Below are 17660 nucleotides of genomic sequence, written 5' to 3'. Positions count from 1 at the left end.
TGTCCTCGGACTTGACTCGATGATGGATACGCTCCTGCCCGCTTCGAGCCGTTCTAGATCGTCTCCACTCCGCGCGGCACCGGCTGAATGCGCAGCGCGGTGATGCGATTGCGCTCGCGCCGCAAAACCCTGAAGCGAAAACCGTAAAAGGTAAAATTCTGGCCACGCTCCGGGATCGAACGCGCCTCGTGAATCACGAGGCCTGCGATGGTGGTCGCCTCCTCGTCTGGAAGATGCCAGTCCATGGCGCGATTGAGATCACGGATCGGCACCGAACCATCCACCACGACCGAACCGTCGGCTTGTTGCCGAACCCCGGCTACGACCACATCGTGCTCGTCGGAGATATCGCCGACGATCTCCTCGAGAACGTCTTCCAGCGTCACCATGCCCTCGACTTCACCGTATTCGTCGACCACCAGCGCGAAGTGAGTCTTGCGGCGGCGAAACGCCTTAAGCTGATCGGAAACGGGGCGCATCTCCGGCACGAACCACGGCGGCAGCGCAATCGCGTTGACGTTGATTCGGGCAATATCGCCCTCCGAGGCGTGGATCGCCCGCAACAGATCCTTGGCATGGAGCACACCGACAATGTTCTCCGGCTTGTCGCGCCAGAGCGGAATGCGGGTGTATTCGCTAACAAGCACCTCGCGGACGAGATCCTCGGGGGGCAAGTCGGCATTGACCGTCACCATCGCGGTGCGATGAACCATCACGTCTGACACCGCGAGATCACCGAAGCGGAACACATTCTGGATGTATTCGGCCTCACCGCTTTCGATTCCGCCGTGCTCGGCGGATTCACCGATCAGCCCTTCGATCTCTGCGCCGGTCAACACGTCATGTTGCGAGACTTCCTTGACGCGAAGCGCGCGCAGGATGGCGCGCGAGGCCGAATTGAGCAGCCAGTTCAGCGGGTAGAACAGGATGTAGGATACATACAGCGGATAAGCGATCCACTGCGACACCGGCTCCGGCTGCCGGATCGCCAGGGTCTTCGGCACCTGCTCGCCGATCACGATGTGCAGCGACGAAAACACAAGAAATCCGGTCAGGAACGAGGTCAAATGCAGCGCCGGTTCCGGCATGCCGAGCGGCCGCAGCAGGGGATCGAGCAGGGCCGCAACCGTTGGCTCGCCGACCCAGCCAAGGCCGAGAGATGCCATGGTAATGCCGAGCTGGCAGCAGGCGAGATAGGCCTCGATGTTGCCCAAGATGTCGCGCATCAGCCGCGCCCCGAACCGACCGCGTTCCGCCATCGCCTTGACGCGATAGCCGCGGCTTTTCACCAGCGCGAATTCCGCCGCAACGAAGAACCCGTTGGCAGCAAGCAGCAGCAAGGCGAGCAGTATCTGCAGGAAAGTCGAACTCATTGCGGCCCCATGGCCTTGCCGAACTTATCCGATTCGACCATTCACATCCCCTCCACCAGGCATTGCCTGCGAATGTCAGAATCAAAATTGCTGCAAGGACATTGCGACGTCGTAATCAACACTTGATCACGTTCATGACTTTGAATCGAATCGACCCAAACTCATGACCGTGATTGATTCCAATATTTTGGAGCGCTATGCGGGCGGAAAACCGCCCCACACTTTTTCTCATCTCGCCCTATAGCGTTTTCGAGCGAAGTGGGAACCGGTTCGCGTGAAGAAAACGCGCCAAATCAAGATCATAGAGCCTCGCTTCTGATTCCATCAGAAGCGAAAAGGCTCTAGGCCGGCGCGTCTGCGAGCTTGCGGACCAGAAAATCCCGTACCATCGAAGGCTCGACGTCCGATGACACGACCGCCTGACCGATCGCCTTCAGCAGAATGAAGGTCAACCGGCCGCGCTTCACCTTTTTGTCTTGCGCCATCAGCGCCATAAGCGCGTCCGCATCGGCCAAGCCTTCTTGCTTGAATCCGGCGATGTCCTGCAAGCGCGTCGGCAGACCCGCCGCCGCCAGGTGCCGCTGGACGCGAGACACGTCGGCAACCGCGATCATTCCAAGTTGCGCCGAGAGTTCGGCAGCCAACACCATGCCGATCGAGACGCCCTCGCCGTGATAAAGGCGACCGCAAAATCCGGTGGCTGCTTCCAGCGCGTGGCCGAAGGTGTGTCCGAGATTGAGCAACGCACGCTCGCCGGTCTCGCGCTCGTCGCGGGCGACGATGGCAGCCTTGGCACGGCAACTGGTGGCGACCGCATGCTCGCGCGCCGCGCCGCCTTGGACGATGCCTGCATGATTGGCTTCCAGCCACGCGAAGAACGCCTCATCGCCGAGCAGGCCGTATTTGGCGACTTCGGCATAACCAGCACGGAACTGACGCGGCGACAACGTATCCAGTACGGCAGTGTCCGCGACCACCAGGATCGGCTGGTGAAAGGCACCGACCAGATTTTTTCCCTGCGGCGAGTTGATGCCTGTCTTGCCGCCCACGGACGAATCCACCTGCGCTAACAGCGAGGTCGGCACTTGCACGAAATCGACGCCACGGCGTACGATCGCGGCGGCGAAGCCCGCGAGATCGCCGACCACGCCTCCGCCAAGCGCGACGACAAGATCGTTGCGCTCGATCCTGGCCTTGATCAGTTCCTCACAGACAAATTCGACGCCTTCGTAGCTCTTTGAGACCTCCCCTTCGTCGACGACAATCCGCGACGTTGCGAGACCGGCGCCGATAAGCGATGCCTCGGTTCGCTGAAGCCAATGAGTGGCAACATATTCGTCTGTGACGACGGCGACGCGTGCGCCGGGACGCAACGCGGCGATTCGCTCGCCGAGCGACGGCAGGATGCCCCGGCCGATGACAATGTCGTAGGAACGCTCACCGAGCGCGACGTCAACCGTGATCGGGTCCGGGTTTTTCAGCGGAGTGGTCATTGCGTGGTGTTAAATCCCTCATCAGGTTTTGCAGTCACTTCGCCGCGGCAAAGCCCGAGATGAAGCAGGCCGATGCATTCATCGACGATCCGTTCGTACGGCGCATCGCGCGAGACGACCGTGATATTCGCCAGCTGGTAGATGGGCTCGCGCTCGGCGATCAGACGCTCGATCGTCGCGGCAGCATCGCCCGTTTGCAGCAAGGGTCGATCGGCTCGGCGCCTCACCCGGCGCAGAATCACCTCGGCGTCCGCCTTGAGCCAGATCGAGACCGCCCGCTCGCACAGGCGCGCCCGGGTTTCCTCGCGCAGCACGGCGCCACCACCGGTCGCGAGCACGATCGGGCCACCATTCAACAGCCGCGCGATCACGCGTGCTTCACCATCCCGGAAATGGGGCTCGCCATGGGTTTCGAAAATTTCGGGAATCGACATTCCGGCCGCGAGCTCGATCTCGGCGTCAGCATCAACGAATCGCATCCCGAGACGCGCCGCGAGACGCCGCCCGATGGTGGACTTGCCGGCACCCATCATGCCGACAAGCGCCAGCGACCGCCCGGCGAGCGCCGCGACTATGGCGGTCTCGGGGGATGCGCCGACGTTGGTCGGTGAAACGGTTTCGGACGTCAAAGGACACCTGCTGGAACGCGATTGCACGTTTGAAGTGGATTTGACGGTCGGCCTTCCATGATCCAGGCGGCGAACGTTCGAATCCAAGCCCACGACAAGTCGGGACCGCTCATCCCGGCCAGCTATACTACTCTCGTCGAGGAGGTTGCCAGAGACTCTTGCGCCTGGCTTGCGAACATGTTGGTACTTGTTGCGCTCGCCTGAAGGTCAATATCGTGCTCGGGACTGCAAATGCCCAGCCTGTTCCGCTTTCTGACAATCGTCGCGGCGCTCGGTGCGATCGGCTACGGCGTGATTTTCGGGCTGGCGAATTTCGTCGACCCGACGCCGCGGGAAATGGCGGTGACCATCCACCCGGATCAATTTCTCAAGAAATAGCTGCTACGCCTGCGGTATGAAATCCAATAATTCCCCCGACGCGAAGCTGGCCACCCTGTTCCTCGACATGCTGGCGGCCGAGCAAGGCGCCGGCGACAACACGCTCGACGCCTACCGCCGGGATCTCGAGGACTTATCCGCATTCTTCGCCCGCTCGCGGCAGAATTTCGTCATCGCCGGCACCCAGACGCTACGAGACTATCTCAATGACCTCGACCTTAGGGGGTTTAAGTCATCAAGCGTCGCGCGGCGCCTGTCAGCGATGCGTCACCTGTTTCGTTTTCTGCTGAGCGAACGCGTCAGGAACGACGATCCCGCGGCCATCCTTTCGGGTCCAAAACGCGGACGCAGCCTGCCGAAAATCCTGTCGATAGGGGATGTCGACCGCCTGCTCGCGCACGCAAAGATGGATGCCGAATCTCCGGACATCTCACCTGCCCGGCGATTGCGCGCGGCGCGGCTGTATTGCCTGCTTGAAGTGCTATATGCCACCGGGCTCCGCGTATCCGAACTGGTCTCGCTACCGCTGTCGGCGGCACGGCGCGATGCCCGCATGATCGTGGTGCGCGGCAAGGGCAACAAGGAGCGATTGGTACCGCTCAACAACGCGTCACGGCAGGCGATGGCAGACTATCTCGTCGCAATGGACGATCAGCGCGGCACAGGCAAAGCCGCAGGAGCACGGCCAAAATGGCTGTTTCCATCGTTCGGCGAAAGCGGTCACCTGACACGCCAGCACTTTGCGCGTGAGCTGAAGGAACTGGCGTCGGCGGCCGGTCTCGCGCCCCGGCTGGTCTCACCGCACGTGCTGCGCCATGCTTTCGCAAGCCATCTGCTGCATAACGGCGCAGACCTGCGAATCGTACAGACGCTGCTCGGCCATACCGACATCTCGACCACGCAAATCTATACGCACGTCGTGGAAGAGCGCCTGAAAAGCCTGGTACGCGACCTGCACCCGCTGGCGGAGGCCTGACCGGCGCTCATGCGCAGACGCCATCGAAACCATCGCGACCCGACCCTGACTTCAAGTATTCCGCTTCACCCTTGACTTAACGCCCATCAGCCGCGAAAGAGCGCTCGCGCCCAACTGTACCTAACCAGCCATCGGGCCCCCAACCTCACCCGCTTTCTAAATATTTGAACAAAAAGACTTTTATCTATTCGATCGATAGATTTCGCCTCCCCGCGCCTTCGTCTCTATACTGCTGGAATGCCCGATCCCATGCGTAGCTACCTCGATTTCGAAAAACCCGTCGCCGAACTCGACTCCAAGATCGACGAACTCCGTGCGCTCGCCGCCTCCGGCAGCGACATCAGCGAGGAGATTTCCAGTATCGAGGAGAAGGCCGCGCAGGCTCTGAAGGATCTCTACGCCAACCTGACTCCCTGGCAGAAAACCCAGGTGGCACGGCACCCGCAGCGGCCGCACTTCTCTGATTTCGTCAAAGGGCTGATTACCGAGTTCACGCCGCTGGCCGGCGACCGCAAGTTCGGCGAGGACGAGGCGCTTATCGGCGGCTTCGGCCGCTTCCGAGGCGAAAGCATCTGCGTTATCGGACAGGAGAAGGGCGCAACCACCGAAAGCCGGCTGAAGCACAATTTCGGGATGGCGCGCCCGGAAGGCTATCGCAAGGCGGTCCGGCTGATGGATATGGCCGACCGTTTCGACATTCCCGTGCTGTCGCTGGTCGATTCCGCCGGAGCTTATCCCGGCATCGGCGCCGAGGAGCGCGGCCAGGCCGAGGCAATCGCGCGCTCGACCGACGCGTGCCTGTCGCTCGGCGTCGCCAATATCGCCGTGATCATCGGCGAGGGCGGCTCCGGCGGCGCCATCGCGATCGCCACCGCAAACCGCGTTTTGATGCTGGAACATGCGATCTATAGCGTGATCTCGCCGGAAGCGGCGTCGTCTATCCTCTGGCGCGACGGAAGCAAGGCACAAGAAGCAGCGACCAACATGAAAATCACCGCGCAGGATCTGCTGCGGTTCGGCGTGATCGACACCATCCTCAAGGAGCCGCGGGGCGGCGCACACCGCGATCCCGCCGCCACTGTCGCGCTTGCCGGAGACGCTATCGCCGATGCGTTGAACGATCTGCGTACTCTCGACCGCGACTCGCTTCGCAAGCAGCGCCGCCAGAAATTCCTCGAAATCGGGCGTAAACTGGGCTGAGCACCAGCGCTTTACCCACGTTTCGGCGACACGAATCTGTGCCTTGTTCCAATTGTCGTGACCGGGTTCGGCTCCCGGCAAATCCCATGGCTTTGGTTCCGGAAGCCGCTGAGCCGCCCTAATTCAGCCCCGTCCGGAATATTTAGTCTCCATTCACCACTCGAAGTCGTAGTTCATCTTGTTCGGTTCCACTTGGCTTGCGGGCTCGGAGGCTTAAGGATAATATTTTATTCAATGGCTTGGGGCACGATGCCATGAATTTGGGGTGCAGCTTGCCCGTCCTTTGCGGAGCTTTGCTTTGATTAATCGCTCGGCTGCTCGCGCGATCGTGACCTTTGCCGTGCTGACGGGCGGTGCGCTTCTGGCCGGCTGCAACACCGACGACGCCTCACTCGCGAGCAACGCCAAGGCCAACCAGCCGGTGCCGCCCAAGGTTGTCACCGCCATGACCGCGAAGGACATGGAACTGCAATCGCCGATCCTGATCCGGCTATTTAAGCAGGAGGCCGAACTCGAGGTTTGGAAGCAGGACCGGTCCGGCAAGTTCGCCTTACTCAAGACCTACCCGATCTGCCGCTGGTCCGGCGATCTCGGCCCGAAGACACGCGAGGGGGATCGTCAGGCTCCGGAAGGATTCTACAGCATCTCGCCGGCGCAGATGAATCCGCGCTCCGCCTACTACCTCTCGTTCAACACCGGCTATCCCAACGCCTACGACAAGTCGCTGGGTCATACTGGTTCCGAATTGATGGTGCATGGCGACTGTTCCTCGCGCGGCTGTTACGCCATGACCGACGAGCAGATCGCCGAAATCTACGCAATCGGACGGGAGTCATTCTTCGGCGGTCAGCGCGCCTTCCAGTTCCAGGCCTATCCATTCCGCATGACGCCCGTAAACTTTGCGAAGCATCGCAACAACCCGAACATGCCGTTCTGGAAAATGATCAAGGAAGGCAACGATCATTTCGAGGCCACGCATCAAGAGCCGAAGGTCGCCTTCTGCGAGCATAAGTACGTGTTTGATCCGGCGCCCCCGACCGGCTCCGTCAGGCCGCTTGAGTTCAACGCCTCAGCGAAGTGTCCGGCCTATGCGGTGCCTGACGAGATCGCAAGCGCGGTGCGCGAGAAGCAGCAGCGCGACAATACCGAAATAGCCAACCTGATCTCGAAGGGATCGCCGGTCGCCAAGCTCAACACCGGAATCGACGGCGGCATGAACCGGGTGTTCGCCGCCAAGCTGCCCGAGGGTCAGACGGGGCTTTCAGATCCCGTGGAACCCGGCCTGAAGACCACGGCGTTTTCGCCGGCGCCTGGCACCATTCCACCGACCGTCAACCCGCCACGCAATTCGGCAGCAGCAACAGTCGCGACCTCCTACGAACCGGAGGCCGACGCGACAAGGCCGTCGTCATCTTTGCTAGCCCCCTCCAAGCCGAACAGCATCTTCACCAATCTTGCCCGCAAGATAGGTTTCGGAGACGCCGACACGACCGCCACAACCAAGGAACCTGTTTCGGCTTCGGCCAAACCCAAAGAGTCTGCTTCGGCCAAGCCAAAGACGGCAACTCCGGCGCGCAGCGTTCCGCTTCGCCCGGCCGTGGAGAAGCACACAGCACCCAAAACGGCAGAGAAGACGGCTAAAAAGGGAGCTAAGCCAGAACACGTCGCAACCGCGCGGCCCCCGCTCAAGCCCGCAGTCGACGCTCCCGCGACGGCTTCGATTCCGAGCGCAGCACCGTTGGCGTCATCGAACTCGTTCGATAGCCGCTTCTCGGTCTCCCGGTAATATCCAGACCTGTCGGACAGGTGTTATTCCGAGCGCGGCGACGAAGGCCTCAAGAGCTTTTCTGCTTCTGACAGAATCAAAAGCGTAGCTCTATAATTTAAACCTGACGCGTTCTTCACGCGAACCGGTATCCACTTCGCTCGAAACGCTCGAGGTCTCTCGCCGGCTGGAATGACAGCCGCGTCGGGAGGGCTTCAGGCGTAGCGGCCGTGGCAATGCTTGTATTTCTTGCCTGAACCGCAAGGACAGTCCTCATTGCGGCCGACCTTGCCCCAGCTCGCCGGATTATTCGGATCGCGGCTGGAACGGTCCGCATGCGCTGCCGGCGCCAGCGAGGCCCCGGCAAAACTGCTTTGCGCAAACGCCATCTCGTCCTCACCGGTATTCGGATCGAACTTATGGGCTTCCATCACAGGCAGCGCCGGCTGTTCCTCCTCGGGCGGCACGATCTCGACGCGCATCAACTGCCCCGTCACCGCCTCGCGCAGATTGGCAATCAAGCTTTCGAACAGGGAAAAGGCTTCCGACTTGTATTCCTGTAGCGGATCGCGCTGGCCATAGCCGCGCAGGCCGATAACCTGACGCAGATGATCCAGCATCACCAGGTGTTCGCGCCAGAGATGGTCCAGGGTCTGCAGCAGGATGGTCTTCTCGACGTAGCGCATGACGTCAGGCCCCCATTGCCCGACCTTGGCCGCCATATGCTCGTCGACACGGCTTTCGATACGCGACAGCAACTCCTCGCCGGCAATGCCTTCTTCTGCGGCCCATTCATCCACCGGCAACTCGATATCGAGCACGCGGTTCAGCTCTTCTTTCAGGCCGGCGACATCCCACTGCTCAGGGTACTGGTTCTCCGGCACATGCTTTGTGACGAGGTCCTCGACGAACGCATGGCGCATGTCGACGACGGTTTCGGCGACGCTTTCGTTCTGCATCAGATCGACACGCTGTTCGAAGATCACCTTGCGCTGGTCGTTCTGCACGTCGTCGTACTTCAGCAAATTCTTGCGGATGTCGAAGTTGCGCGCCTCGACCTTCTGCTGTGCTTTCTCCAGCGCCTTATTGATCCAGGGGTGGGTGATGGCCTCGCCTTCCTTAAGGCCAAGCCGCTGCAGCATGGTGTCGAGCCGATCCGACCCGAAGATCCGCATCAGGTCATCGTCCAGCGACAGGAAGAATTTCGAACGGCCAGGATCGCCCTGGCGGCCGGAACGGCCGCGCAACTGGTTGTCGATGCGCCGCGACTCGTGGCGTTCCGAACCGATGATGTAGAGCCCGCCGGGGCGGGTCACGGTCTTGGCCGGCTTTGAACCCTTGGCCGGCTCAATCTCGACGATATCCTCCGCCTTAAGCACCATTTCACGGAAGCGCTCGATATCGGCCTTGACTTCCCCTATTTTCGCTTCTCTTTCAGCTTCGTCTGTGATGTCGGCCGTCTCGACTTGAGCGCGCATCTCCAGCGAGCCACCGAGTTTGATATCGGTGCCGCGACCGGCCATGTTGGTCGCGATGGTGATCGCGCCGGGCACGCCGGCTTCGGCGACGATATAAGCTTCCTGCTCATGGAAGCGGGCGTTCAGCACCGCGAACAGCTTTGCCGGTTTGCCGGCGCGAGCCGCAGCGTACAGCTTCCGCATCGATTTCGGATCGCTGAAGTCGATCTGCTTGTAACCATGCTTCTTCAGATAATCGGCGAGAACCTCGGATTTCTCGATCGAGGCGGTTCCGACCAGCACGGGCTGCATCCGCGCATTGGCGCGCTCAACCTCAGCCAGGATCGCGGCGTATTTCTCGTTCTGGGTACGGTAGACCTCGTCGTCCTCGTCGAGACGCGCAATCGGCAGGTTCGTCGGTATCTCGACGACTTCGAGCTTGTAGATGTCGGCCAGTTCGTCGGCTTCCGTCGACGCCGTGCCGGTCATGCCCGCGAGCTTCTTGTACATCCGGAAGTAGTTCTGGAAGGTGATGGAGGCGAGCGTCTGGTTCTCCGGCTGCACCGGCTGATGCTCTTTCGCTTCCAGCGCCTGATGCAAGCCTTCCGAATAGCGGCGGCCCGGCATCATGCGGCCAGTGAATTCATCGATGATGACGACCTCGCCGTCGCGGACAATGTAGTCCTTGTCGCGGGTGAACAGCGAATGCGCGCGCAGCGCCTGGTTGATGTGGTGGACGACGGAGACGTTCTCGACATCGTAAAGCGAGTCGCCTTTGAGCTGGCCGGCCTCGCGCAGCAGCGTCTCGATCTTCTCCATGCCGGCTTCGGTGAGCGCCACCGAGCGCTGCTTCTCGTCGACCTCGTAGTCTGTCACCTTCTCGAGATTCGGCATGAAGGTGTCGATGGTGTTGTAAAATTCGGAGCGGTCGTCGAGCGGGCCGGAAATGATCAGCGGCGTCCGCGCTTCGTCGATCAGAATCGAGTCAACCTCGTCGACGATAGCGAAGAAGTGCTCACGCTGGACCATATCCTCCAGCCGGTACTTCATATTGTCGCGCAGATAGTCGAAGCCATACTCGTTGTTGGTGCCGTAGGTGATGTCGCAGGCATAGGCTACCTTGCGCTCGACGTCGTCGAGGCCGTGCACGATCACGCCGGTGGTGAGGCCGAGGAAGGAGTAGATCTGCGACATCCAGCCGGCGTCGCGGCGTGCGAGATAATCGTTGACGGTGACGACGTGAACGCCATTGCCGGCGAGCGCGTTGAGATAAACGGCAAGCGTGGCGACCAGCGTCTTGCCTTCGCCGGTCTTCATCTCGGCGATATCGCCCTCGTGCAGCACCATGCCGCCGATCAACTGCACGTCGAAATGCCGCTGGCCGAGGGTTCGCTTGGCTGCCTCGCGCACTGTGGCGAAGGCGGGAACCAGAATGTCATCGAGGGTTTTGCCGCTCGCAAGCTGCTGCTTGAATTCGGCGGTGCGCGCCCGCACCGCCTCATCTGACAGCGCGGCGATTTCGGGCTCCAAGGCGTTGATGGCTTTGAGGCGGGATTGATATCCCTTGACCCGCCGATCGTTGGCGGAACCGAAAAACTTGCGGGCAAACGCGCCAATCATCCCAAATTCCTGTCTTCGCGGTTCGCCGTTGCAGCCATGTGGGTAGTCTCCTGAACCCTCCGCTTCTGATGGATCAGAAGCGGCAACGAGTTTGCTTCACGCGACCGGTCATCCCGCTCGAGAACGCTATAGTGTCCGAACCCGAAAGTTCGCCTTGGTTCTGCACAGCGAACCTCGCAACCACCGCACAAGCCGCCTATCAACTCAACTCATCGTGACGCATCAGGGCCGTAAGTCCCGAAAGCCGAGCGTCCGCATATGGGTTGAGATTCGGTGACCCGGGGTTCAATCGCAAAAGCACAGCCAGAACCCGCCTTTGCCGTCGACCGTCCGGCAGAAATATGGCCGGCCCCGTGGGTTGTCAACGGTGGCCGGAGCACCGATCCGAAGCGTTTGCGACAAAAGCGGCAGCGTCCGCCGGTCTGGGAGTTCATGATTTTGACAGAGTTTTCGCATTGCCAAGAACCCACGATTGAGCGAGTGTCCGCCCACATCCTCCTCCTGGAGATCAAGGATCCCATGACCATCTCATTGCCCGCAACAAAATATAGTCTGCGCGTTCGCCTGGCGTCGTCCGCTCTCGGCGGCTGCCTGGCCGCGGTCTTGTTCGTCGGCACGCCGCTCCACGCCGATGCGGATCCCGTGCTGGCAAAAGTTAACGGCGCCGAGATCCACCAGAGCGACGTTAATCTTGCCACGGAGGAACTGGGTCCGAGCCTCGCGCAGATGGATCCGGCGGCGAAGCAGGAGAATGTGCTGTCTTTCCTTATCGACATGAAGATCATCGCCAAGGCCGCAGAAGAAAAGAAAATTGAAAACAGCGAGGAGTTCAAAAAACGGCTCGCCTTCGCCCGCGACCGCCTGCTGATGGACCGACTGCTGGCATCCCAAGCTAAAGCGGCGATCACCGACGATGCCATGAAGACGGTCTATGCGGATGCCTCCAAGCAGATCACCAGCGAACAGGAGGTTCATGCGCGCCACATCCTGGTGCAGACAGAGGACGAGGCCAAGAAGATCGAGGACGAGTTGAAGAAGGGCGCAGACTTCGTCGAACTCGCCAAGAAAGAATCCAAGGATCCCGGCGCCTCCGACGGCGGCGACCTCGGCTTCTTTACCAAGGAGCAGATGGTACCGGAATTTTCAAAGGTCGCCTTCGCGCTGGAGCCCGGCAAGATTTCCGACCCGATCAAAACCCAGTTCGGCTGGCACATCATCAAGGTCGAGGAAAAGCGCGCCCGCAAGGCCCCCGACTTCGATGAGGTAAAGCCGCAAGTCGAGCAGTTTGTGACACGAAAGGCGCAGGCGGAATACGTCACCAAGCTGCGCGAGGCCGCCAAGGTCGAGCGTATGGACAAGCCAGCCCACCCCGCGAATGCAAGCGGGGACAAGGCCAACTCTGCCAAACCCGCGGACGGCAAAACGCCAGCGAAGAAATAAAATCCGCTGTCGCGTCGTTGAAACCGATAGTATTGACAATCGTCATGGTCGGGCTCGTCCCGGCCATCCACGTCTTTGGAATCCGCTCAACGCAAGAAAGACGTGGATGGCCGGAATAAATCCGGCCATGACGACGAAATTTGCTGTCGACAGGCCTCACACATGTCCACCGGCATTTCTCCCCTCGCCCCGACCGATATCCCCGATATGCCCGAAATCGCGGGCGTGCGCCTCGCGACCGCCGCTGCCGGCATCCGCTACAAGGGCCGCACCGATGTACTGCTGGCGCTGCTGGACAAGGGCACGGCGGTGGCCGGGGTGTTCACCAAATCCAAATGCCCGTCGGCGCCGGTCGAGTGGTGCCGCACGCGGTTGAAGGGTGGGCGCGCGCGGGCCTTGGTGGTGAATTCGGGCAACGCCAACGCCTTCACCGGCAAAACCGGCCGCCAGGCTACCAAACTGACCGCCGACGTCGCCGCCAAGGCGGCCGGCTGCAAGGCAAGCGACATCTATCTCGCCTCGACCGGCGTGATCGGCGAACCGCTCGACGCCACAAAATTCAACGGCGTGCTGGAGGCATTGTCGCGCGACGCCGCGCCGGATCGCTGGATGGACGCGGCGCGCGCCATCATGACCACCGACACTTTCCCCAAGGTTGCAACCGCGAGGGTGAAGCTCGGCAAGGCGACCGTCACCATCAACGGCATCGCCAAGGGCGCTGGCATGATCGCGCCCGACATGGCGACCATGCTCTCCTTCGTCTTTACCGATGCGCCGATAACGGCGACAGCATTGCAGTCGCTGTTGAAAAGCGGTGTCGAGGACACCTTCAACGCCGTCACCATCGACAGCGACACCTCCACCTCCGACACCCTGCTAGCGTTCGCGACCGGCGCCGCAAGCGCCCGCGGCGCGCCGAAAATTACCCGCGCCAGCGATCCGCGCCTGAAAGCGTTCGCGAAAGCATTTCACGGCGTGCTGGCCGATCTCGCCGAACAGGTGGCGCGCGACGGCGAAGGCGCGCGCAAGCTGGTCGAGGTCATCGTCGAAGGCGCAACGTCGAAGGCATCGGCGCGCAGGATCGCCAAGTCGATCGCCAACTCGCCTCTGGTGAAGACCGCGATCGCCGGCGAGGACGCCAACTGGGGCCGCGTGGTGATGGCGGTGGGCAAGGCTGGAGAGCCGGCCGACCGCGACAAGCTGTCGATCTATTTCAACGGCATTCGCGTCGCCAAAAGCGGCGCGCGGGACCCGTCTTACGACGAGGCGGAAGTGTCGAAAGCCATGAAGAACGACAAGATTCAGATCAAGACGACGCTAGGTCTCGGCAAGGGCCGCGACCGCGTGCTGACCTGCGACCTCACCAAGGAGTATGTCGCGATCAACGGCGATTACAGGTCGTGAAACTCACTCTCGTCGTCGCCTGCGCCCTGATCGACGCCGACAACCGGGTGCTGATCGCGCAGCGACCGGAAGGCAAGCAGCTTGCCGGCCTGTGGGAATTTCCCGGCGGCAAGTTCGAGCATGGAGAACGCCCCGAAGAGGCGCTGATTCGTGAGCTGCGCGAGGAGCTCGGCATCGTCACGCAGGAGGGGTGCCTGGCGCCGCTGACCTTCGCGAGCCACGCTTACGAGAGCTTCCATCTCTTGATGCCGCTCTACATCTGCCGGCGCTGGGAAGGCACGGTGACCTCAAAAGAGGGGCAGGCGCTGAAGTGGGTTCGTGCCAATAAGCTTCGCGACTACCCGATGCCGCCCGCGGATATACCTCTTATTCCGCCGCTGGTTGATCTGTTGATGTGAGTTCGCGCCCCGGGCGCGGCGCAGCGCGAAACCGTGCTGTGCAGAGTCGAGACTCATGTACGGAATACGTTTCGGCAGTCCCGGTTCTGCGGAGCGGCATCGGGAATGCCGCATCGCGCCCGGGACACTTTTTTCAAGTCTTGCCACGCCCCTTTACCGCTTGCTCCAGGCTCGCTTTCGCCGAACCGGGCTGCAACGGCTTCTGCTGGCTCTCATGCGGCGCCCATCCCGACAGCCAGACGATATCGAAGGTGGCGCGGATGCGCCCGTCGGGATCAGTGAAGCGCTCATGATAGATTTGCGCCATCCGTAGCAGCGTTGCGCGGCGCAAAGACGTCCGCCGCCGTTCGGTCATGATATTGGTCGCGCCCATGCGACGCAGATCATGCATCAGCGCAAAAGCATCGTTATAGCGCACCACGACGCGGTCAACGTCCGTCACCGGCAGTGCGAAGCCCGCGCGTTGCAGCAGCGCGCCGACATCGCGAAGATCGGCGAACGGCGCGACGCGCGGCGAGATGCCACCCTCAAGCTCCACCTCGGCTATCGCGAACGCCTGACGCAGCTCGGTGAGCGTCTCGCCACCGATCGTGGCTGCCAACAGAAATCCGTCCGGCTTCAGGGCACGGCGGATCTGCACCAGCAGGCCCGGAAGATCGTTGACAAACTGGAAGGCCAGTCCGGAGACGGCAAGATCGAGAGAGTCCGGCGACAACCGCACGGCCTCACACTCGTCAATCGGGAGATCGACGCGCGCAAGCTCTCTGAGACGAGCCGCGAGCGCGCCACGCACCTGATCGCCCGGCGTACCGATATCCGCCGCGTGTTGAAATTCGCGCAACACGACATTCAGCCGCTCCGCCATATCCTCCGCGACGCGATCGAGCAAAAACGGCACCGCTCCCACTTCGGCCGCGCGTCTCTGCCGCACGCCCAGCAGGGTGCGATCGAACAAAACGGGCGGCGATGATTGGTTCGGAGCCATGCGGCTTGGTACGCCGATCATCCCGTCGCTGGCAATCCGCCGTAACGCGATTGCAAAGGACCTGCTTTGTCTGGCTTGAGTACCGCCACCTCGAGGAATAGCCTTCCGCTATGGATACCACAACGGACAACCTGGTTTCGCCGCAGCGAGCCAATCCGCTGCGCGGCGCATGGCGCGCGTGTCGCGACGTCATGTCCCATGCGGCGCGCTCGGCGCTGGACATCGCGCTGCCAACGCTCTGTGTCGCCTGCCGCGAACCGGTGGCTGGCGTCGGCGTCTGTGCGGATTGCTGGACGCAATTGTCGTTCATCGAACGTCCTTATTGTCCTCGCCTCGGCACGCCCTTTGTTTATGATCCGGGTTCCGGCATGCTGTCGATGGAGGCGATTGCCAATCCCCCGGCCTATCAGCGCGCCCGCGCTGCGGTACGCTATGACGACGTCGCCAAGGTCCTGGTTCATGCACTGAAGTATCAGGACCGCACCGATCTCGCACCAGCGATGGGCCGCTGGATGGCTCGTGCGGGCTCGGAATTGCTCGACGGCGCCGACGTTCTGATCCCGGTGCCGCTGCACTGGCGACGTGGCTGGAGCCGCCGTTACAACCAATCGGGCGCGCTGGCGCGCGTCATCGCCCGACAATCCGGAATTCCGGTCGCGCCGGACGCGCTGCGGCGCACCCGTCCGACCCGGCAACAGGTTGGATTGTCGCGAAATGACCGCGCCCGCAATGTGCAGGGCGCGTTCAAAGTCGCGGCGGAACGCACCAGCCAGATCCAGGGCCGCCGCGTCACCCTGATCGACGACGTCCTGACGTCTGGCGCCACAGTGGATGCCTGCGCGCGCGTCCTGCTGCGCGCGAAGGCCGCACAGGTCGATGTGCTGGTATTCGCGCGGGTTGTCGACACCATGAAAGCCCCCATATAATTGAGCTTTGACCCCGGAGCCTTGTTCTGTTTTCGCGGGCGAAAGGCAAGGACATGAACACCAAGCCCACGTTCACCGCCGCAATGATCCAGATGCGGAGCGGTCTTTTTCCCGAGCCGAATTTCGATCAGGGTTCAAGGCTGATTCGCGAGGCGGCGGCACAGGGTGCTGACTTCGTGCAGACCCCCGAAGCCAGCAACATCATGCAGGCCGATCGCGTCGCACTCTTTGAGCATCTTCGGACCGAGGACGACGACCGCTCGCTCAGCGGTTATCGCGATCTTGCGCGCGAATTGAAAATTTACCTCAACGTCGGCTCGCTCGCATTGCGGCTCACGGCTGAGAAAGCCGTCAACCGCTCGTTTCTGATCGGACCGTCCGGCGACATCCTCGCGCGCTATGACAAGATTCACATGTTCGACATCGATCTCGGAGGCGGCGAAAGCTATCGGGAGTCGGCCAACTATCAGCCGGGCGAGACTGCCGTGATAACGGACCTGCCCTGGGGCAGGCTGGGCATGACGATCTGCTACGACGTCCGTTTTCCTGCGCTGTATCGCGCGCTGGCCGAAGCCGGCGCGTCGTTCCTCACGGTGCCAGCGGCCTTCACCAGGAAGACCGGCGAGGCGCATTGGCACACCCTGTTGCGCGCTCGCGCGATCGAGAACGGTTCCTTCGTGTTTGCCGCCGCCCAAGGGGGAATGCACGACAACAACCGCGAAACGTTCGGCCATTCGCTGATCGTCGATCCGTGGGGCACAGTGTTGGCCGAAGCGAGCGGCACCGAACCCGGCATCGTGTTGGCTACGATCGATCCAGCCAACGTCGCGACCGCGCGCAGGGCCGTACCCTCATTACAGCATGGGCGGCGCTTTTCCCTCGTCGACCATAAGTCGCCAAGCGACCATCTGCATCTTGTGCGAGGCTCTGCATGATCCGCTACAACCTGCGCTGCGAGCGGGGCCACACTTTCGAGAGCTGGTTTCAGAGCTCCTCGTCCTACGACGCGCAGGTCAAACGCAAACTCGTCACCTGTGCGCTCTGCGGCTCGGCGAATGTCGAGAAGGCGATCATGGCGCCAAGGATCGCCGGCTCCAAGCGCCGCTCGCCGAGACTCGCAGCCGCTCCCGCATTTACGATAGACGAGCCTCCCGAGCGAGGAGGTTCGGCATGATCCGCTACAACCTGCGTTGCGATGGTGGCCATACCTTCGAAAGCTGGTTTCAGAGCTCGTCGGCCTATGATTCACAGGTCAAGCGCAAGCTTGTGACCTGCGCGATCTGCGGCTCTGCCAAGGTCGAGAAGGCGATCATGGCGCCGAGGATCGCCGGCACCAAAAAGCGCGGATCGGCGGCACCTGCGGACTCATCCACATCGGCAACAATGGCCGAGGGGCGCGAGCTGCGTGCCGAGCTCAAACAATTGCATGATCATCTCGTCAAGAACGCCGACAATGTCGGCGCGCGGTTTCCGAGCGAAGCTCGCAAAATGCATTACGGCGATATCGAGCATCGCCCGATCTACGGCGAGGCCTCGCCCGAGGAAGCGAGATCGCTGATCGAGGAAGGCGTCGAGGTCGGGTCGCTGCCGGTGCTGCGGGACAACCGGAACTAACG

General features: G+C 61.7%; 16 protein-coding genes. 11 read left to right on the top strand and 5 right to left on the bottom strand.

Annotated features, from left to right (window positions below):
* Positions 1-53: 53 nt before the first annotated feature.
* The 3 genes from B2M20_RS02175 to B2M20_RS02165 all read right to left on the bottom strand — a co-directional run bounded on the left by B2M20_RS02175 (position 54) and on the right by B2M20_RS02165 (position 3495).
* Complete coding sequence (locus B2M20_RS02175) at positions 54-1373, bottom strand: hemolysin family protein (protein WP_079445465.1); 1320 nt, start codon at positions 1371-1373, stop codon at positions 54-56.
* Between the two features lie 341 nt (positions 1374-1714).
* On the bottom strand, positions 1715-2866 hold the full coding sequence (gene aroB / locus B2M20_RS02170) for a 3-dehydroquinate synthase (RefSeq protein WP_079445464.1): 1152 nt from the start codon (positions 2864-2866) through the stop codon (positions 1715-1717).
* Positions 2863-3495 (bottom strand): shikimate kinase, encoded by a 633-nt coding sequence (locus B2M20_RS02165; RefSeq protein ID WP_079445463.1) that lies wholly within the window; start codon positions 3493-3495, stop codon positions 2863-2865. Before B2M20_RS02165 ends, aroB begins: the two co-directional genes overlap by 4 nt.
* A gap of 231 nt (positions 3496-3726) precedes the next feature.
* Here B2M20_RS02165 and B2M20_RS02160 point away from each other — a divergent pair, with 231 nt between their 5' ends.
* The 4 genes from B2M20_RS02160 (at position 3727) to B2M20_RS02145 (ending at position 7835) form a co-directional block, all read left to right on the top strand.
* A complete protein-coding gene (locus tag B2M20_RS02160; protein ID WP_079445462.1) occupies positions 3727-3873 on the top strand; it encodes a histidine kinase in 147 nt (48 codons plus the stop codon).
* A 16-nt stretch (positions 3874-3889) separates the two neighbouring features.
* On the top strand, positions 3890-4849 hold the full coding sequence (xerD, locus tag B2M20_RS02155; protein WP_079445461.1) for a site-specific tyrosine recombinase XerD: 960 nt from the start codon (positions 3890-3892) through the stop codon (positions 4847-4849).
* A gap of 237 nt (positions 4850-5086) precedes the next feature.
* Positions 5087-6049, top strand: a complete 963-nt coding sequence (locus tag B2M20_RS02150; RefSeq protein WP_079445460.1) for an acetyl-CoA carboxylase carboxyltransferase subunit alpha — start codon at positions 5087-5089, stop codon at positions 6047-6049.
* A gap of 298 nt (positions 6050-6347) precedes the next feature.
* On the top strand, positions 6348-7835 hold the full coding sequence (locus B2M20_RS02145; protein WP_079445459.1) for a L,D-transpeptidase family protein: 1488 nt from the start codon (positions 6348-6350) through the stop codon (positions 7833-7835).
* 194 nt (positions 7836-8029) lie between these two features.
* On the opposite strand, the gene secA is transcribed toward B2M20_RS02145, so the two are convergent.
* Complete coding sequence (secA, locus tag B2M20_RS02140) at positions 8030-10891, bottom strand: preprotein translocase subunit SecA (RefSeq protein WP_079445458.1); 2862 nt, start codon at positions 10889-10891, stop codon at positions 8030-8032.
* 519 nt (positions 10892-11410) lie between these two features.
* Here secA and B2M20_RS02135 point away from each other — a divergent pair.
* The 3 genes from B2M20_RS02135 (at position 11411) to mutT (ending at position 14133) form a co-directional block, all read left to right on the top strand.
* Positions 11411-12331 (top strand): peptidylprolyl isomerase, encoded by a 921-nt coding sequence (locus tag B2M20_RS02135; RefSeq protein WP_079445539.1) that lies wholly within the window; start codon positions 11411-11413, stop codon positions 12329-12331.
* Positions 12332-12493: 162 nt separating this feature from the next.
* Entirely contained in the window at positions 12494-13735 is a 1242-nt protein-coding gene (gene argJ / locus B2M20_RS02130; protein ID WP_079445457.1) for a bifunctional glutamate N-acetyltransferase/amino-acid acetyltransferase ArgJ, read from the top strand.
* The gene (gene mutT, locus B2M20_RS02125; protein ID WP_079445456.1) at positions 13732-14133 is read left to right on the top strand and encodes an 8-oxo-dGTP diphosphatase MutT; all 402 of its coding nucleotides are present in this window, start codon (positions 13732-13734) and stop codon (positions 14131-14133) included. Before argJ ends, mutT begins: the two co-directional genes overlap by 4 nt.
* Before the next feature lie 133 nt (positions 14134-14266).
* Here mutT and B2M20_RS02120 read toward each other — a convergent pair whose 3' ends face one another.
* Positions 14267-15118, bottom strand: a complete 852-nt coding sequence (locus tag B2M20_RS02120) for a methyltransferase domain-containing protein (RefSeq protein WP_079445538.1) — start codon at positions 15116-15118, stop codon at positions 14267-14269.
* A gap of 110 nt (positions 15119-15228) precedes the next feature.
* On the opposite strand from B2M20_RS02120, the gene B2M20_RS02115 reads away from it, so the two are divergent.
* Genes B2M20_RS02115 through B2M20_RS02100 form a run of 4 tightly spaced genes read left to right on the top strand, consistent with a single transcriptional unit; the run spans position 15229 to position 17658 of the window.
* Positions 15229-16044 carry a ComF family protein gene (locus B2M20_RS02115; protein WP_079445455.1) on the top strand — a complete coding sequence of 272 codons (816 nt, stop codon included), beginning with the start codon at positions 15229-15231 and terminating at the stop codon, positions 16042-16044.
* Positions 16045-16097: 53 nt separating this feature from the next.
* On the top strand, positions 16098-16979 hold the full coding sequence (locus B2M20_RS02110; RefSeq protein WP_079445454.1) for a carbon-nitrogen hydrolase family protein: 882 nt from the start codon (positions 16098-16100) through the stop codon (positions 16977-16979).
* Positions 16976-17218 (top strand): DUF1178 family protein, encoded by a 243-nt coding sequence (locus B2M20_RS02105; protein WP_079445453.1) that lies wholly within the window; start codon positions 16976-16978, stop codon positions 17216-17218. Before B2M20_RS02110 ends, B2M20_RS02105 begins: the two co-directional genes overlap by 4 nt.
* Positions 17215-17658: a DUF1178 family protein gene (locus B2M20_RS02100; protein WP_079445452.1), complete on the top strand. Its 444-nt coding sequence runs from the start codon at positions 17215-17217 to the stop codon at positions 17656-17658. Before B2M20_RS02105 ends, B2M20_RS02100 begins: the two co-directional genes overlap by 4 nt.
* Positions 17659-17660 lie beyond the last annotated feature (2 nt).

This window comes from Nitrobacter vulgaris (genome assembly GCF_002028545.1).
In the GTDB taxonomy this organism is placed as follows: domain Bacteria; phylum Pseudomonadota; class Alphaproteobacteria; order Rhizobiales; family Xanthobacteraceae; genus Nitrobacter; species Nitrobacter vulgaris.
Note: the sequence above shows the minus strand (reverse complement) of the source record. Positions and strands in the feature narration are given on the sequence as shown.

What these genes read in the sequence shown, in the direction of transcription:
- B2M20_RS02175 (WP_079445465.1), bottom strand. Translation starts at nt 1,373, where the DNA reads ATGAGTTCGACTTTCCTGCAGATACTGCTCGCCTTGCTGCTGCTTGCT.
- aroB (WP_079445464.1), bottom strand. Translation starts at nt 2,866, where the DNA reads ATGACCACTCCGCTGAAAAACCCGGACCCGATCACGGTTGACGTCGCG.
- B2M20_RS02160 (WP_079445462.1), top strand. Translation starts at nt 3,727, where the DNA reads ATGCCCAGCCTGTTCCGCTTTCTGACAATCGTCGCGGCGCTCGGTGCG.
- xerD (WP_079445461.1), top strand. Translation starts at nt 3,890, where the DNA reads ATGAAATCCAATAATTCCCCCGACGCGAAGCTGGCCACCCTGTTCCTC.
- B2M20_RS02150 (WP_079445460.1), top strand. Translation starts at nt 5,087, where the DNA reads ATGCCCGATCCCATGCGTAGCTACCTCGATTTCGAAAAACCCGTCGCC.
- secA (WP_079445458.1), bottom strand. Translation starts at nt 10,891, where the DNA reads ATGATTGGCGCGTTTGCCCGCAAGTTTTTCGGTTCCGCCAACGATCGG.
- B2M20_RS02135 (WP_079445539.1), top strand. Translation starts at nt 11,411, where the DNA reads ATGACCATCTCATTGCCCGCAACAAAATATAGTCTGCGCGTTCGCCTG.
- argJ (WP_079445457.1), top strand. Translation starts at nt 12,494, where the DNA reads ATGTCCACCGGCATTTCTCCCCTCGCCCCGACCGATATCCCCGATATG.
- B2M20_RS02120 (WP_079445538.1), bottom strand. Translation starts at nt 15,118, where the DNA reads ATGGCTCCGAACCAATCATCGCCGCCCGTTTTGTTCGATCGCACCCTG.
- B2M20_RS02115 (WP_079445455.1), top strand. Translation starts at nt 15,229, where the DNA reads ATGGATACCACAACGGACAACCTGGTTTCGCCGCAGCGAGCCAATCCG.
- B2M20_RS02110 (WP_079445454.1), top strand. Translation starts at nt 16,098, where the DNA reads ATGAACACCAAGCCCACGTTCACCGCCGCAATGATCCAGATGCGGAGC.
- B2M20_RS02105 (WP_079445453.1), top strand. Translation starts at nt 16,976, where the DNA reads ATGATCCGCTACAACCTGCGCTGCGAGCGGGGCCACACTTTCGAGAGC.
- B2M20_RS02100 (WP_079445452.1), top strand. Translation starts at nt 17,215, where the DNA reads ATGATCCGCTACAACCTGCGTTGCGATGGTGGCCATACCTTCGAAAGC.